16 protein-coding genes are annotated in these 14,949 nt (G+C 39.3%); 1 reads left to right on the top strand and 15 read right to left on the bottom strand.

The features are described from left to right. Nucleotides 1-4 precede the first annotated feature (4 nt). From GOM46_RS02635 to miaA, 3 genes are read right to left on the bottom strand one after another with little or no spacing between them, the layout of a single operon-like run. Nucleotides 5-628, bottom strand: coding sequence for a cystathionine beta-lyase (locus GOM46_RS02635; RefSeq protein WP_235083930.1), 624 nt, complete (start codon nucleotides 626-628; stop codon nucleotides 5-7). Further along, on the bottom strand, nucleotides 621-1,859 hold the full coding sequence (gene hflX, locus GOM46_RS02630; RefSeq protein ID WP_235083929.1) for a GTPase HflX: 1,239 nt from the start codon (nucleotides 1,857-1,859) through the stop codon (nucleotides 621-623). Before hflX ends, GOM46_RS02635 begins: the two co-directional genes overlap by 8 nt. Continuing rightward, nucleotides 1,852-2,736 carry a tRNA (adenosine(37)-N6)-dimethylallyltransferase MiaA gene (miaA, locus tag GOM46_RS02625; protein WP_235083928.1) on the bottom strand — a complete coding sequence of 295 codons (885 nt, stop codon included), beginning with the start codon at nucleotides 2,734-2,736 and terminating at the stop codon, nucleotides 1,852-1,854. Before miaA ends, hflX begins: the two co-directional genes overlap by 8 nt. A gap of 122 nt (nucleotides 2,737-2,858) precedes the next feature. Here miaA and GOM46_RS02620 point away from each other — a divergent pair, with 122 nt between their 5' ends. Then, entirely contained in the window at nucleotides 2,859-3,029 is a 171-nt protein-coding gene (locus tag GOM46_RS02620) for a DUF3042 family protein (protein WP_235083927.1), read from the top strand. A 43-nt stretch (nucleotides 3,030-3,072) separates the two neighbouring features. Here GOM46_RS02620 and GOM46_RS02615 read toward each other — a convergent pair whose 3' ends face one another. The 12 genes from GOM46_RS02615 to GOM46_RS02560 form a co-directional block, all read right to left on the bottom strand. Next, nucleotides 3,073-3,912, bottom strand: a complete 840-nt coding sequence (locus tag GOM46_RS02615) for a thymidylate synthase (protein WP_235083926.1) — start codon at nucleotides 3,910-3,912, stop codon at nucleotides 3,073-3,075. Between the two features lie 107 nt (nucleotides 3,913-4,019). Beyond that, nucleotides 4,020-4,979, bottom strand: coding sequence for an ROK family glucokinase (locus tag GOM46_RS02610; RefSeq protein WP_006150286.1), 960 nt, complete (start codon nucleotides 4,977-4,979; stop codon nucleotides 4,020-4,022). 102 nt (nucleotides 4,980-5,081) lie between these two features. Further along, nucleotides 5,082-5,912: an excalibur calcium-binding domain-containing protein gene (locus tag GOM46_RS02605; RefSeq protein WP_235083925.1), complete on the bottom strand. Its 831-nt coding sequence runs from the start codon at nucleotides 5,910-5,912 to the stop codon at nucleotides 5,082-5,084. A gap of 49 nt (nucleotides 5,913-5,961) precedes the next feature. Beyond that, on the bottom strand, nucleotides 5,962-6,579 hold the full coding sequence (locus GOM46_RS02600; protein ID WP_235083924.1) for an alpha/beta fold hydrolase: 618 nt from the start codon (nucleotides 6,577-6,579) through the stop codon (nucleotides 5,962-5,964). Further along, a complete protein-coding gene (gene pabB, locus GOM46_RS02595; RefSeq protein ID WP_235083923.1) occupies nucleotides 6,580-8,301 on the bottom strand; it encodes an aminodeoxychorismate synthase component I in 1,722 nt (573 codons plus the stop codon). Between the two features lie 73 nt (nucleotides 8,302-8,374). Next, nucleotides 8,375-9,490, bottom strand: coding sequence for a peptide-methionine (R)-S-oxide reductase MsrB (gene msrB, locus GOM46_RS02590; protein WP_235083922.1), 1,116 nt, complete (start codon nucleotides 9,488-9,490; stop codon nucleotides 8,375-8,377). Between the two features lie 9 nt (nucleotides 9,491-9,499). Further along, on the bottom strand, nucleotides 9,500-10,060 hold the full coding sequence (locus tag GOM46_RS02585) for a redoxin family protein (protein WP_235083921.1): 561 nt from the start codon (nucleotides 10,058-10,060) through the stop codon (nucleotides 9,500-9,502). Between the two features lie 164 nt (nucleotides 10,061-10,224). Next, the gene (locus GOM46_RS02580; RefSeq protein WP_235083920.1) at nucleotides 10,225-10,788 is read right to left on the bottom strand and encodes a TIGR01440 family protein; all 564 of its coding nucleotides are present in this window, start codon (nucleotides 10,786-10,788) and stop codon (nucleotides 10,225-10,227) included. A 146-nt stretch (nucleotides 10,789-10,934) separates the two neighbouring features. Beyond that, entirely contained in the window at nucleotides 10,935-11,672 is a 738-nt protein-coding gene (gene mecA / locus GOM46_RS02575) for an adaptor protein MecA (protein WP_006150176.1), read from the bottom strand. Between the two features lie 147 nt (nucleotides 11,673-11,819). Then, nucleotides 11,820-12,626, bottom strand: coding sequence for a LicD family protein (locus tag GOM46_RS02570; protein WP_195183746.1), 807 nt, complete (start codon nucleotides 12,624-12,626; stop codon nucleotides 11,820-11,822). Beyond that, on the bottom strand, nucleotides 12,627-13,430 hold the full coding sequence (locus GOM46_RS02565) for a LicD family protein (protein WP_235083919.1): 804 nt from the start codon (nucleotides 13,428-13,430) through the stop codon (nucleotides 12,627-12,629). A gap of 9 nt (nucleotides 13,431-13,439) precedes the next feature. After that, nucleotides 13,440-14,927, bottom strand: a complete 1,488-nt coding sequence (locus GOM46_RS02560; protein WP_235083918.1) for an oligosaccharide flippase family protein — start codon at nucleotides 14,925-14,927, stop codon at nucleotides 13,440-13,442. Nucleotides 14,928-14,949 lie beyond the last annotated feature (22 nt).

The raw sequence follows: 14,949 nt of genomic DNA, 5'->3' as shown, positions 1-14,949 counted from the left end.
CTAATTAATCAAAATATAACATAGCGGTGCGGTTTTCTGAGCGATAATAAAGCTTACCAGTATAGGCTTTAGCTTCTTGTAATAAATCTTCTTGACTATAACCTTTGAGACGCTTGCGACCATCTGCCAAACTTTCCAAATCTGTCAAGGCTGTGAGATTTTCCACGTTAACAACTTCCTCTTCTTCGATTGGCTTCATGTAAATCTTTCCAGACTCCTCAAAGACTAGTTGATGAGGGAAGATTTGCGCAATCTCAAAGAGTAATTCATCTGTAATTAGCTCCTCAGCTTCTGAGAAAATCCGACCTAGTCCTTCTCTCTCATAGCAGAAACCAAAAGACTTCCCTGAGAGATTGAGGCGGATAAAGGGTTTGCTTTCTTCCGTGAAACTTGGCTCAACATTGTATAGATTCAGCTCCTGACTTACTTCCGCAAAATAATCTGTCGCAGCTTGAGGGCTCTTTTTCTGATAAAGTTCTGCAAAGTAGGCATTCACTACACTGGGGGGAGGGGTGATGAGAGCTAGCTGCTCCTCTTCAGACCTACCAGCTAGTAGCTGGTCCAAATAGACCTTGTCTAGACTTGTATAGCCACCATACTTGAGTGCTAATGTTTTGATATCAGTCATAAAATTCTTCTAATCTCCATTTATTTTTCTCAGAAATGTAGCCTCTGATGACTTCGCCGTCATCTTGATAATCCCTTTCTTCTAGGATAGCAACACTCTCTAAATCGTGAATCTTATAGGATTTAGAAAAAGGCACGCGCAGAGTAAAGGGTTCAAAAATTTCCTTGATCTTATCTAGCAGTATAGCCTGCAGCTGTTCGCGACTATCTTTAGACTTAGCAGAAATCAATGCATAAGGCGTTTGAGTCGGCGTGAAATCCTCCACCAAATCCGCTTTATTATAAAGGGTCAAACGAGGAATATCCTCCATATCCAAATCTTTCATGATAGACAGGACTGTTTTTTCATGTTCCTCATGGTAAGGATTGCTGGCATCAATAACATGAACCAGAAGATCTACATGCTTGCTTTCTTCCAAGGTCGACTTGAAACTAGACACCAACTCTGTCGGCAAATCTTGAATAAACCCAACGGTGTCAGTCAAGGTAACCTGAAGATTGCCCTCCAGATGAATGCTCTTAGTTGTCGCATCCAGAGTCGCAAAGAGCTCATCCGCCTCATACTGGGTCTTACTGGTCAAGGTGTTCATGATAGTTGATTTCCCAGCATTGGTGTAGCCAATCAAACCAATCTTAAAGGTGCTTGACTCCAAACGTTTTTCTCGAACTGTCGCTCGATTTTTCTCAACGACTTTGAGCTGACGCTCGATATCTGTAATTTGGTTGCGAACGCTTCGACGGTTAAGCTCCAGCTGACTTTCACCTGGACCACGGGAGCCAATTCCCCCTGCCTGACGGCTAAGCATAATCCCCTGACCCACCAAACGAGGCAAGAGATACTTGAGCTGAGCCAAATGAACTTGAAGTTTCCCTTCATGGCTTCGAGCTCGCATGGCAAAGATATCCAAAATCAACTGCATACGGTCAATAACCTTGACCCCTAGAACTTCTTCTAAATTGACATTTTGTCGAGGTGACAGACGGTTGTTGACGATAACAGTTGTGATTTCTTCTGCATCCACCATTTGAGCAATCTCTTCCAACTTACCAGATCCGACAAAGGTCTTAGAGTCGTATTTTTCACGTTTTTGTCTGTAACTATCGACTACAACCGCCCCAGCCGTCTTAGCCAGACTTGCCAGTTCTTCCATGGAGAGGTCAAAATTTTCCATGCCCTGGAGTTCAACACCAATCAGCAGGACTCGCTCTTCTTTTTTCTCAGTTTCAATCATCTAAAAACTCCTCAATCTGGCTGAAAATACGGTCTTTTACACCAGACTCTCCAATCTGATAAAAGGTTACCTGCATGCGGTTACGGAACCAGGTCAACTGACGCTTGGCAAAACGACGAGTCGCCTGCTTGAGACTATCACTAGCCTCCTCCAAACTTTGCTCCCCTCTAAAATAAGGAAAAAGTTCCTTGTAGCCAATCCCTTTAGCAGCCTGCACATCTGGATAATGCTCAAACAACCACTTAGCTTCATCCAATAGTCCAGCTTCAAACATCAAATCCACACGATGGTTAATCCGTTCATACAATTGACTGCGCTCATCGTCCAAGCAGATAATCAGAGCTTCATAAGGACTTTCTTGATTTTCCAAATCTTGAGCAAAATGGGCAATTTCCAAGGCACGCATCGCACGGCGACGATTAAATTGGGGAATTTCAAGGCCTGCTTGCTCTAGGAGCTGGGCTAACTCCTCATCTGAAAAAGGCTCTAGACTAGCACGATAAGCTAAAATGTCCTCATGTGGTGTCTCCCCACCTAAATGATATCCTTCTAGCAGACTCTGGATATAAAGACCTGTCCCACCTGCAATAATAGCATGCTTACCTCGACTTTGAATATTCTCGATGGCTACTTTAGCTTCTGAAACAAAATCAAAAGCCGAGTAAGACTCGGTTACATCTCTCACATCAATCAAATGATGAGGGACAGTTGCCTGCTCCTCCGGACTAGCCTTGGCAGTCCCAATATCTAGGCCTCGGTAGACTTGTTGGCTATCTCCACTAACTACTTCTCCATTAAATCGCTGAGCAACTTCAATGGCAAGTGCAGTCTTTCCAACAGCTGTTGGACCAACAATCACAATTATTTTGCTTTTCATCGTTTTTCCTTGAAAAATTCCCATTTTTTCGTTACTATTATTATATCACAAAATAGACAGGCAGAAAAATGCTATCTCTTGAGCTATTTCCGTCTGATTTATAAATAAAAGGAGGAAGACTCATGGTTAAAGGATTTGCTAAAGGTCTCGTAACAGGTGTTGCAGGAACTGTTGCTGCTGTTGCAGGTGCAGTATACGCATTCAAAAAGAAAGTGATTGAACCAGAAGAACAAAAAGCAGCTTTCATTGAAGAAAACCGTAAAAAAGCAGCTCGCCGTCGCGTATCACGTTAATAAACAAAAAAGAAGTTGGTTTTTCCAACTTCTTTTTATGTTCTTAAATAGCTAGGTCAAACTTCAACTGAGGTTTCACTGGATCATAATCAACCAACTCAAAATCTTCTGCTTTAATATCAAAAAAGTTAGTCTTATCTGGTACATTCAAGATCAAGCGTGGTTGGCAGTTTGAAGGTTGACGACGAAGCAATTCCTGAGCTTGTTCAAATTGATTGTCATAGATGTGAAGGTTATTGATAAAGTAGAAGAATTTCCCGACCTTCCAGCCAAAGTGTTTGGCAATCATCATTTGAAGAGCCACATACTGCATAGCATTGATGTGATGAGCGACAAGCATATCGTTAGAGCGTTGAGTCAAGGTTGCATCCAAATAGATTTCCCCGTCCACACGACGAACATCAAACATAGTCTGAAAGGCGCATGGAAGAAGGCCGTCTGTCTCCTCAAAGGCCTGATAATCCCAAAGCGAGATGATATTGCGACGATTCCAAGGATTGGCTTCCAACTGTTTGAGGATTTTATTGATGATGTCGTGCTTCTTAACCACAGCCCCATAACGCTCCCCAATAGTACCTGTGTCTCCCACTTCCCAATCATTCCAGTAGTGAACATTGTACTTGTCATTGAGAACTTCTAAGCTATTTGTCTGGTCTTGATAAATCCAGAGCACTTCTTTGATAGCTGATTTGATAGCAATGGGACGCAAGGTCGTGATTGGAAATTCACCCTTAGACAAATCATACTCCGCAAAAGCACCTGTGATGTACTTGGAGTTGGCAACTGTTCCGTCCTTGTACTTGGGACGAGCCTGTTCTGAAAAGACACCTTCATTGAGAATTCGCTCAATATTTTCTTTAAAAATTTTATCTGCTTTTGTCATTTACTCTCACCTCAATTATTGTCTTAACTAGTATAGCATAAAAAAAGAAAGGAGGAAAATCACTCGCTTCAAGATAGTGATTTTCTCCTTTTAATTCTTATTAATTATTATTGCAAGACAAGAGATGCTGCTCCGATAACTCCAGCGTCATTTCCTAGAGTTGCAAGAGCCAATTTAGTTGTTGTGCGAACTTGAGGGAAGGTATTTTCATCGTAAACCTTTTGCACTCCCTGAAGAAGGAAGTCTCCTGCAGCTGATACCCCTCCACCGATAACGATAGTTGATGGGTTTAGGATAGAACCAATATTGGCACATGCAATACCCAAGTAACGTGAGAAGTTTCGGTAAACGATCAAAGCAAGGTCGTCCCCTTCTTTTGCCAAATCAAAGACAGTTTTAGCTGTTACTTCTTCTCCGTCATCAATCAAGCGTTTCAATTCCGCATCGCCTTCGTATTCATCTGCATAACGACGAGTCAAGTTGACAATCCCTGTAGCTGAAGCTACTGTCTCAAGACAGCCTTTTTTACCACACGTACATGCGATTGGTTGGTCAAAGTCAACTGTGATATGTCCAAGTTCACCTGCAGCACCTGCAACACCGTGAAGTAATTTTCCTTCTGCCACGATACCGCCACCAACACCTGTACCAAGTGTCATAAAGACAACGTCTGGTTGGTTTTCACCAGCACCCATCCAACGCTCACCAAGAGCAGCTACGTTGGCGTCATTGTCGATAAAGAATGGAATACCCAAGGCTTTTTCCATTTTTTCTTTGATTGGTTGAAGAGTTTTCCAGTTGAGGTTATAGGCACCGATAACAGTTCCTTTTTCACGGTCAACCACACCAGGTGAACCCATACCAATTCCACGAAAATCTGCAGCAGACAATCCAAGCAAGCCTAAACGGTGTTGAATCGATTCAATCATATCGTCTACGATATGGCTTCCTTCATCCAAAATGTTAGTCTTGATAGACCATTTTTCTTGGATTTCTCCTTCCAGCGTTAAAATAGCAAACTTGATAGATGTCCCACCAAGGTCAATCCCAATAATCTTTTGACTCATCTTTTTCTCCTTATTCTCAATTGAAAATGCTTACAGTACTAGTATAACAAAATCTGCCAATCAGTGCAAAGGTTTGCATTGATTTCCCAAATTTTTCCTATTCTATGGTTTCCACAAACCAGAGGCATCTACATAATAGCGTCCGCCATCAACTCGCTCATTTTTTGCCATTTTACCATCTGATTTGAGGTAGTAGTTTCCTTGCCATGCATTACGAGCATAAGATCCATCTGATTTTAAATAGTACCAAGATTGGTAAGAAGAATCATAAACCCATTCACTCTGAGCCATTTTACCATTTGACTTGAGGTAGTATGCACCTTGCCAAGCATTATGCGCATAAGATCCATCTGATTTCAAGTAATACCAGGCTTGGTAGTAAGAATCATAAATCCATTCACCCTGAGCCATCTTACCATCTGATTTGAGGTAGTAACTTCCTTGCCAAGTATTGCGGGCATAAGATCCATCTGATTTGAGGTAATACCAAGCTTGGTAATAGTTATCGTATACCCACTCATTCTCAGCCATTCTTCCATCTGATTTGAGGTAGTAAGCCCCCTGCCAAGTATTTGTCACTGGTTTTCCGCTTTCAGAAAAGTAGTACCAAGATCCATTCTGACGAACCCAGCCACTTATAACTTCTACACTAGGAGCAGGTGTTGCACTATTGTTAGCTTGAGATGTACTCGTCTTTTTCTCTTTTAAAACTCCCTTAGGCGCATTCTTCGATTCACAAGCGATTCCATCATGATCCTTATCCAGAGTAGCAGAATAACCTGGTTCTCCCTTATGAATATCTGCATATCCATTCTCCCAAGCTTCCTTACAGCTCGAAAAATGGATACTTTCATCTGCAACAACAGGATGTAAAAACAAAACTAGGGCAGGTAAAGAAGCTAGGCCTAGTTTTAATAAATGACGTTTGTTCATGATTTTCTCCTAAAATTATAATATCAACTTCTATATTATTTTATCAAACTTATTTCTGCAATTCAAGAAAACTTCTAGTTATTTCTGCAAACTCTTTTGGTTTGGCCCTATTCAGAACATGAGGTCCATCAGGAATAATCTGAAACTGAGAATTTGGAATCAGTTGTTGCAGACCTTTCATAGACTTTAGATTAGGCTTATCCTGACTACCACAGATCAACAAGCTTGGATAGGGACAATTCTTTGCAATCTCTCTTAAATCAAGTGTTTTTAATTCCTCGGACACTCCAACCATAAGAGCCTTATCTGCCTCCTGCTTCTCATATATCCTCTTAGGAAGCAATTTGAATATCAGCAACTGAATGTAAAAAGGAATGTTACCTGCTAATTTCAGTGGACATCCTGACAAAACCAAGGCCTGAAGATTTGGTAGATCATAACTTGAAAGCTCCAACGCAAGTGCAGCCCCTAAAGATAAGCCAACTAAGACAAAAGGCTCTGTTTCCTTTGATAAGTGCTGATAAATGCGTTCCTTGGCTTCTTGGTAGGTCCCAACTCCTGAAGGAAATAAGTCCAGGGCTTCAGAGGGATAATCTGCCAGCAAATACTGAACTTCTTTCCAACTATCTGCTGACTGTCCCAAACCGTGTAAAAATATAAGTTTCATTTAGTGCTCCTTTACTGACAATTCATACAAGCCCCTTACTGCATTACAGCCATAGATGGCTTCTGCTTGTGCCAAATCTTCTATTGTCAAGACCTTCTCTTCTACCTGCCTGCTTTCAAGTAAATGCTGGCGATAAATCCCTGGTAACAGGCCAAGAGTACTAGGTGGGGTATAGAGCTTGCCATCCATTTTTAAGACCAGATTCCCAATAGAGGTTTCAAGCAATTTTCCATCAGCAGTGTGATAGATGATTTCCTGCTCTCCCACTGTCAAATGTGGTCGGTATGTCGTCTTAAAGTAGGTAAAGGCCTGCTGTAAATCAGCTTCCTGTAGACAAAGTTTGGCCTGACAGAAGCTAGAGCTAAGCGGTGTCAATACTTGCCGATCGATTTCAATCGCTCCAGATTTGCTGAGACTGATTCGTACCCGATAATCTTGAAGTAGGTCACAAGACTGGCACTCCTTCTCTATCTCTTGTTTCAGAACTTCTTGGTCAAATGGAAATGCAAAGTATCGACTAGCCTTTTGCAGTCTTTCCAGATGTTGAGTTTCAAAGAGTAATTTTTTCTGGCTAATTTTCCCTGTAGTAATTAGTTGAAAACGAGGCTGATTTCGGTAAAGAACAGCAGCCTTTTGATGGACTTCGCGGTATTCTGACTCCCAAGTGCTATCCCATGTAATGCCTCCACCGACTCCATAGATGGCTTGCCCCTTGTAGAGTTGTATGATTCGAATAGCCACATTGAAAATTCGTCGTCCATTGGGAAGTAATAGACCAATCGTCCCACAGTAGACCCCTCTTGCTTGCGGCTCCAAGTCCTTGATAATTTCCATTGTCGCTATCTTGGGTGCACCTGTAATGGAGCCACATGGAAAGAGAGAACGGAAAATTTCAACTAGGTCAACATCTGGTCGTAACTGACTCTTGATAGTTGAAGTCATCTGCCACACTGTAGAATACTGCTCCACTTGGCATAAACGTTCCACATGCTCACTACCAACCTCAGAAATACGATTCATGTCATTTCGCAAGAGGTCCACTATCATCATGTTTTCTGAACGATTTTTGGGATCCTGTTCCAACCAAGCCGCCTCGTTCAAGTCTTCAGCATCCGTCAGACCACGTTTAGTCGTCCCCTTCATAGGGCGAGTCGTCAACTCACGACCATTCTGCTCAAAAAAGAATTCTGGACTCATGGAAATCACTGCCATATCATCATGCTCTACGTAAGCATTATATCCCGCTTCCTGCTCCACCACCATACGATTGTAGATAGCAAAAGGATTGGCAGACAACTCCTGCTTGAGTTGGACAGTATAATTGACCTGATAAGTATCCCCTTGCCGTAAATGATGGTGAATCTGAGCAATGGCCTTTTCATAGTCCTCTGCAGATGTTACTTCCTGCCAGTTTGACGGTAAATACACCTCCTCATAAGTCAGAGGTATACTTGATTTTTCAACACTATCATGAACAGTGAAATACAGCAAATACTCTCCCAGTAAAGGAGCCTTGTGTACTGATAACTTTTTCTCAAAAGCAGGTGCAGCCTCGTAGCTGACATAACCTACCACATAATAGCCTTTCTCTTGGTAGTTTTCTACTTGTGCTAATAAGTCCGTCACTTCTGCTAAATCTCTGGTTTTTAACTCTTTGATAGGTTGGATAAAGGTGTATCGCTCGCCCAAGGCCCTAAAATCAATCACTGTTTTTCTATGCATACCCTAAGTATACCATAAAAGCCAGACCCCAACAGGAGATCTGGCTTTTTTATGATTGATTTAAATATCAAGTTTACTCGACATAATCCAACAAATAACCATAACCCTTTTCTTCCATTTGATCCTTAGGAATAAAACGGATGGATAGACTATTGATACAATAGCGTAGACCTCCCTTGTCCTGAGGTCCATCTGTAAAGACATGTCCTAGGTGAGAATCCCCTGTTCTACTTCTGACTTCTGTTCTGACCATATTATAAGACTTGTCTTCCTTGTAGGTCGCAACATCTGGACTGATAGGCTGGGTAAAGCTAGGCCAACCACAGCCCGATTCAAACTTATCTTTCGAAGAAAAGAGGGGTTCGCCAGTCGCAACATCCACATAAATACCTGCTTCGAATTTATCCCAGTAACGATTTGAAAAAGCACGTTCTGTTTGACTATTTTGAGTCACTGCATACTCCTCTGGTGATAAGAGTTTTTTCAATTCATCGTCACTTGGTTTTGGATATTTACTCGCATCAATAACAGGATAGGCTGCTTGATTGACATTGATATGGCAATAGCCGTTAGGATTTTTCTGGAGATAGTCTTGGTGGTAATCTTCAGCCACGATAAAATTTCTTAAGGCTTCCTTTTCAACCGCTAGAGGCTGGTCGTATTTCTGAGCAACTTGATCAAAGACTTGATTGATAACTTCTAGGTCTTGATCGTCCTTATAGTAGACACCAGTCCGATACTGGGTTCCCACATCATTTCCTTGCTTATTCTTGCTGATTGGATTAATAATCCGGAAATAATGGAGCAAGATTTCTTTTAAGGAGATTTGATTGGCGTCATAGGTCACATGAACAGTCTCAGCATGCCCGGTTTGGCCAATCAATTCATACTGGGTTGTTTCTCCTCTACCATTAGCATAACCAGAAACAGCATCTGTCACACCCGCTACTCGTGAAAAATACTCTTCGACTCCCCAGAAGCAACCTCCAGCTAGATAGATATCATGTAAGTCAGCATCTTTACTTGGTTGAGTTTTTTTCGTGACTTTTTGCCCTTGACTAACTGCTGCATTCTCAATTTGAGAGGTGTCGGTATAGCTTGCGCTTCTTTTTTCCAAAAGAAATAAAACTCCTAAAATAAGGAAAATAATGATCCCAATCGACAGGATTATTTTTAATTTATCATCCATAATAAACCTCTAATCTATACTCTTTAAGGTCTGTAAAATAGTTTCTTTGTCCATAAAACCTGGCTGGGTCTTGACTAGTTTGCCTTCTTTATCAATAAAGGCCTGAGTCGGATAAGAACGGACTCCGTAACTTTCCAAAATTTTACCTGAAGAATCTAGAAGGACAGGTAGATTTTTATAGTCCAATCCTTGATACCATTTTTTGAAGGCTTCTTCTGCTTGCTCGCCTTTTTGACCAGGAGAAACCACTGTCAAGACAACATAGTCATCGCCTGCTGCTTTTGCAAGTTCATCGGTATCAGGGAGGCTGGCTAGACAAATAGAGCACCAAGATGCCCAAAATTTAAGATAGACCTTTTTACCCTTATAATCAGATAGATGGTAGTTTTTCCCATCAACTCCCGTGAGTTCAAAATCTGGAACTTCTTCTCCTTTTTTTGCAGTTTGAGAGCTGACTTGCGCTTGTTTGTCTCCATTTTGTTTATCAGCCTCGCTCGTCGTCTGATTTTTACAAGCCGATAGACAAACCAGACTAGCGCAAACCAATACAGATACTTGCCATATTTTCATTTTCATCACCTTTCTTATTATATATATGAATATAGATAATAATTTTATAGCTCTATTATATACCTACCTTCCTAAAAATACTTAGAATCTGCTCGGAAATTAATGACGCTTCTTGATTACAAAAAACTCCCACCTGCTAAGCAGATGAGAGATTTCGTTTTTCACTATATTTTTCTGATAAAGTCTTGTGGATATTGAGCACGCGCCCCACCGATTAATTTCGGACGACTAGCAAGGGCAGTTACATGTGCATGGCCGATTGATTTCAAGACTGGACGTATAGGCACTTGAACATGCTTGATATGCATCCCTATAGCTGTGTCACCAATATCGATCCCTGCATCTGCCTTAATAAATTCAACCTCAACTGGGTCTTTCATATAACGAAAGGCTGCCAATTGACCAGAACCTCCTGCATGCAGAGTCGGTAAAACACTTACAATCTCCAGATTGTATTTGATTGCGACCTCTCGTTCCACTACCAAGGCACGGTTAACATGTTCGCATCCCTGAACTGCTAGATGGATCCCTCTTGCTGACAAGATTTCTAAGATTTTTTGAACAATTAATTCCCCAATTTCTTGGCTAGAGTCTTTCCCGATGCGACCTCCTATCACCTCGCTAGAAGATAAGCCCAAAACAAAGAGAGCTCCCTCAGGGAGAGAAGCCTTTGCCAATACATCTTCTAGGATTTCCTCAACCTCTTTTTGTAAATGTCCTTGGTCCATACTTTACCTCGCTTACTTCCTTCTATGATATCGTTTTTTTATCATTTAATCAAGCTGGGAACATGGTCCTACTTCCAATAGACTGTTCTATATTATTCAAATCGAAAAAGACAGAGAAATTCTCTCTGCCTCATTTATAAACATAGTTATACTTTTTGAAGTCCTTGAACAGCATCATGATTGATGATGACTTGTCCATATTCTTGAAGTACTGAGCGACTAATATCACTATCATCCGCAAATTCGCGCATGCGTGCCAATAACCAAGCTGGATAAAGACTTGGATGATCCTCTACATCTACCAAAACTGTTAGATAATATTGGTCATTCATCTTGTAAAGTTCTGAAGTCTCCATTTGGTAATCGACTGTCTTTGCAAAAGAAACCAAACTAGTTAAGTCGTCAAATCGTAAGATGTAGTAGATATAAGGTTCTCTTTTTCCTTCTTCAAGTTCAGAAATTTCCTCAATCGCTGCTTCCTCTTCTTTTTCAACCTGTTCTAAAGATTGAATAGCTTCAATATCTTCTTTTGTTTTTTCTGCCATGGTTTTTTCCAATGTTTTCAGAAACTCATCTGGAGACATTTTCGCCAACTCATCCATATCTGGAAGATCTGCCAAATCTTCAAAATCCAAGTTCTGATCAATCTTAGATTTCGTCACAAAGACATCAACCTTATCAGGTTTCGGTGTTACTCGGAAGCTAAGCATACCTGTATCCAAAAAGCTGTCTGGCATTTCTAGCTCATCCAAGATTGCATAGAAAAACTCTTCTGTTTTTTCTTGTGGAACGAGAAAGTCAGCGATTTCCATTCCACGATCCATCAAATCTTCTAGAGACATCGTGATTTTTAAAGTTGTATCACTGATTTGTTTCATTTTCATAGTTCGTAACCTCATACTTTCAGTTCTATCTATTATACAAGATTTAAATGATTTTATCAAAAGAATGGCGTTGGAATTAAGTCTAAAGATGCTCACTTGATGAATCAAGCGAGCATCTTTAGAACATCTATCTAGCCTATAAAATATTTATTTTCGATAGGCTTTTATACTATGGCTATACCACTCCTGCATTTCTTTTGATGGAGGAGTCATATAATCCCCATACATCTGTGTTAGAAAAGCATCATAGTTCTTTGGAATAGGTACCATCCGACCTTCAAACTCTGTTAAAATCAGTTCTTTTAAAGTTCCTGCTGGAAAGACTTCTTTCATTTTTTCTTTCCCAACTCCAATGGCTCCTTCATATGCAGGATTTTCTGTCACACTATTTTTAACTAATTGATCTATTTTCTTATAGAAATATCTCGGATTAACAAGTCTAAGAGGATACCAGATACACAAACGAAGGAAATCTTTTAATTTGCTATCTCCGTGTACTGCACGTTCTTTTTTGATATAGGCAAGCTGACGCAAGGCAACATATTTATAGCTCTTATCAACGATGCTCAAATCTGAAAAATGATCGATTGGAAAGACATCAATAAACAAACTCGTATCATGACGCTTATATTTTACGTTATCTTCAATAACTGTTGATGTATCAAGAATAGCTGCAAAATTATGGAAATACCATGAAGAAGTATCGTAAGAAAGAACTCGATAAATAGGATGATTATCTTCCTCAATCGCTTTTAATAGACGCTCATAGTCTTTTCTATACAGTGAAATATCGATATCATCATCCCAAGGAATCATTCCCTTATGACGAACAGCTCCCAACATGGTTCCATAGCTGAGGAAATAAGGAATGTCATTTTTTTTACAAATTTCATCAACATAGTCCAGAATACCTAGTTGAATTTCTTTAATTTCATTTTTTTCTAAGTACTGCATTTAATCCTCCAATTGATAGGCTTCAAATTCGTGACTATAAAACTGTTTTTCTTTTGGTGGGAGAGTCATATAATCACCATAATACTGCTTCAAAATAGTATCGTATTGTTTCGGTGCTGAAAGCATCAGATATTCAAAAGGAACTTCAATTAAATCTTCAAAAACTTCTTTGGCAAAGACTTCTTTTTCCTTAAACTTGGAAGGAATAAAAGCGATATATTTCCCATCTTTTACCCTATACTTTTGAATTTGCTTTTCAATTTGACTTGCAAAATAACGGGGAGAAATAGGACGAAAAATAAACCAGAAGAAGGTACGAATCAAGTCTTTTAACTTGCTATCTCCATAAACAATATTCTTATGTTTACTGAAAGACAATAATTTAAAGCTTTCCAACTTATAGCACACATCGATAACTTTAGAATCATTGAAAGAATCCATTGGAAAAATATCAATGAAAATTCCAGAATCATAAGTTTTTGTATTTCGTGTATCTACTATTCTCGTTGTCGAATCTACAACCTTTATAAAATTATTATAGTAGTGATCATCGGTTTCCAAAGCTAAAATCTTATATTTCGATTGTTCTTGATGAAATAACTGGATAAAACGGTCATAGTTTTCACGTGTCATAGAGATGTCTATATCATCATCCCAGGGAATAAAACCCTTATGACGAATAGCTCCAATCAAGGTGCCATAATTGATAAAATAGGCAATATAATGCTTCTTACAAAACGAATCAATATAGGCTAAAATATCAAGTTCAATCTGCTTAGCTTCTTCAATACTTAATCTTCTCATCTAATCCTCCTAAGATTTTTTTATACGTTTTTTGAGAGAAACAAAATGACCTAAAAATTCATAAAAGATACTATCTTTGGTCCAAACTAGTAAACCAATATAACTAAGAGCTGATAAGACCATGATAATCAGCATATTAATCAAGAAAGGTAGGTTGATCACCATTTTGACTGGATAAATAGCATTGACCAAGAAATAGATAGGAACAAATGTCAATGCAAAAAGAGAATAACGTACCGTATATTTAAAGATATGTCCTAGGTTAATGAGCTTAGTCTTATGAATAAAGATTACGTACAGTATTAGAAGAAAACTTTCTGACATCATCGTCGTAATCAAATAATACTCAGGTGAAATAATGTTATTAAAATAGAGAAGGCAATCTAAAATGAGGTTCAATCCACCCGCAAATAGCGTATAAACTGTAATTCTTTTTTCAAATCCATTTGTAAAGAGAATTTGAGAGCCTAAAATAGTATCTAAAGCAAGAATAATGGTACGAAATGCAAAGAGGGATGTCAAGATACCACCACCGATATATTTTTCACTACCATACAGAAGGATTGCATAGGGACCCAAAATCATCAAACCAAAACTAAGAGGGATGATGAAGAAGTTAAAAATACGACTTCCCCGGTTCACCAAATTTACATACTCTTCTTTTTTCCCGATTCCTAAATAGTAACTCAAGCGAGGAACACTAACTCCAATCGCACCTGTAACAACACCAGCGATAACTGTTACAATACGTTGTGCCATCGTATAATAGCTGACGTTCACATCAACACCCGTCTTTACCAAGAATAGACGGTCTAGGAAGGTAAATAACATATTGGCATTGGCAAAAATCAACATGGCTGTCAAAGGTAGGAAAAGAGGTCTAAACTCTTCTAACGAAACCTTAACAAACTGAATATCTCTCTTAATCCAAAAATAACTAATGAGATAATTGATAAGAGTTGAAAGACTCATAATCAGTGTATACACAACAATGTCATGCTCATTTTTTACAAACATAAAGATAGAGACAAGCATGAGAATGCGGATAAAGGCTGTTTTATAAAATAAAAAGCTATAATTCTCAAGTGCCTCATTGACCCATTCGATGGAGAAGATTTGAGCAATTAGTTGAACACCCATTACCAAAAAAATCTTTTTGATGACAGGATTACTATTAAAGAATAAGGGATAGGAGAAAAGATAAACGACGCTTGTCAAAATCGTACAAGCTACACACAAATAAAAAAGGCTTGAAAAAACTTTATTTAATTCTTTTTTATTATCTTTTACATTACTAATAGATCGAAGGCCGTAATTGTAGACTCCATAGGTTGCAAAGGGCAAGAAAAAAGACAGAATGGTATCAACAGAGTTAAAATAACCATAGTCTGTTCGATCTAGAACACGCGCAACATAAGTACCCGTCAAAATCGGGAAAATAATATTTAAAACTCGAATACCCATATAAGCCAGGGCATTTAACTTAATGCTTTTCATTCAATTTACCTCGTTGATTTAT

Source organism: Streptococcus infantis, assembly GCF_021497965.1.
GTDB lineage: Bacteria > Bacillota > Bacilli > Lactobacillales > Streptococcaceae > Streptococcus > Streptococcus infantis_B.
This window is presented reverse-complemented; position numbering and strand designations above follow the sequence as displayed.

Excerpts from the sequence above, each read along its gene's own strand:
- GOM46_RS02635 (WP_235083930.1), bottom strand. The coding sequence starts at position 628 with ATGACTGATATCAAAACATTAGCACTCAAGTATGGTGGCTATACAAGT.
- hflX (WP_235083929.1), bottom strand. The coding sequence starts at position 1,859 with ATGATTGAAACTGAGAAAAAAGAAGAGCGAGTCCTGCTGATTGGTGTT.
- miaA (WP_235083928.1), bottom strand. The coding sequence starts at position 2,736 with ATGAAAAGCAAAATAATTGTGATTGTTGGTCCAACAGCTGTTGGAAAG.
- GOM46_RS02620 (WP_235083927.1), top strand. The coding sequence starts at position 2,859 with ATGGTTAAAGGATTTGCTAAAGGTCTCGTAACAGGTGTTGCAGGAACT.
- GOM46_RS02615 (WP_235083926.1), bottom strand. The coding sequence starts at position 3,912 with ATGACAAAAGCAGATAAAATTTTTAAAGAAAATATTGAGCGAATTCTC.
- GOM46_RS02610 (WP_006150286.1), bottom strand. The coding sequence starts at position 4,979 with ATGAGTCAAAAGATTATTGGGATTGACCTTGGTGGGACATCTATCAAG.
- GOM46_RS02605 (WP_235083925.1), bottom strand. The coding sequence starts at position 5,912 with ATGAACAAACGTCATTTATTAAAACTAGGCCTAGCTTCTTTACCTGCC.
- GOM46_RS02600 (WP_235083924.1), bottom strand. The coding sequence starts at position 6,579 with ATGAAACTTATATTTTTACACGGTTTGGGACAGTCAGCAGATAGTTGG.
- pabB (WP_235083923.1), bottom strand. The coding sequence starts at position 8,301 with ATGCATAGAAAAACAGTGATTGATTTTAGGGCCTTGGGCGAGCGATAC.
- msrB (WP_235083922.1), bottom strand. The coding sequence starts at position 9,490 with ATGGATGATAAATTAAAAATAATCCTGTCGATTGGGATCATTATTTTC.
- GOM46_RS02585 (WP_235083921.1), bottom strand. The coding sequence starts at position 10,060 with ATGAAAATATGGCAAGTATCTGTATTGGTTTGCGCTAGTCTGGTTTGT.
- GOM46_RS02580 (WP_235083920.1), bottom strand. The coding sequence starts at position 10,788 with ATGGACCAAGGACATTTACAAAAAGAGGTTGAGGAAATCCTAGAAGAT.
- mecA (WP_006150176.1), bottom strand. The coding sequence starts at position 11,672 with ATGAAAATGAAACAAATCAGTGATACAACTTTAAAAATCACGATGTCT.
- GOM46_RS02570 (WP_195183746.1), bottom strand. The coding sequence starts at position 12,626 with ATGCAGTACTTAGAAAAAAATGAAATTAAAGAAATTCAACTAGGTATT.
- GOM46_RS02565 (WP_235083919.1), bottom strand. The coding sequence starts at position 13,430 with ATGAGAAGATTAAGTATTGAAGAAGCTAAGCAGATTGAACTTGATATT.
- GOM46_RS02560 (WP_235083918.1), bottom strand. The coding sequence starts at position 14,927 with ATGAAAAGCATTAAGTTAAATGCCCTGGCTTATATGGGTATTCGAGTT.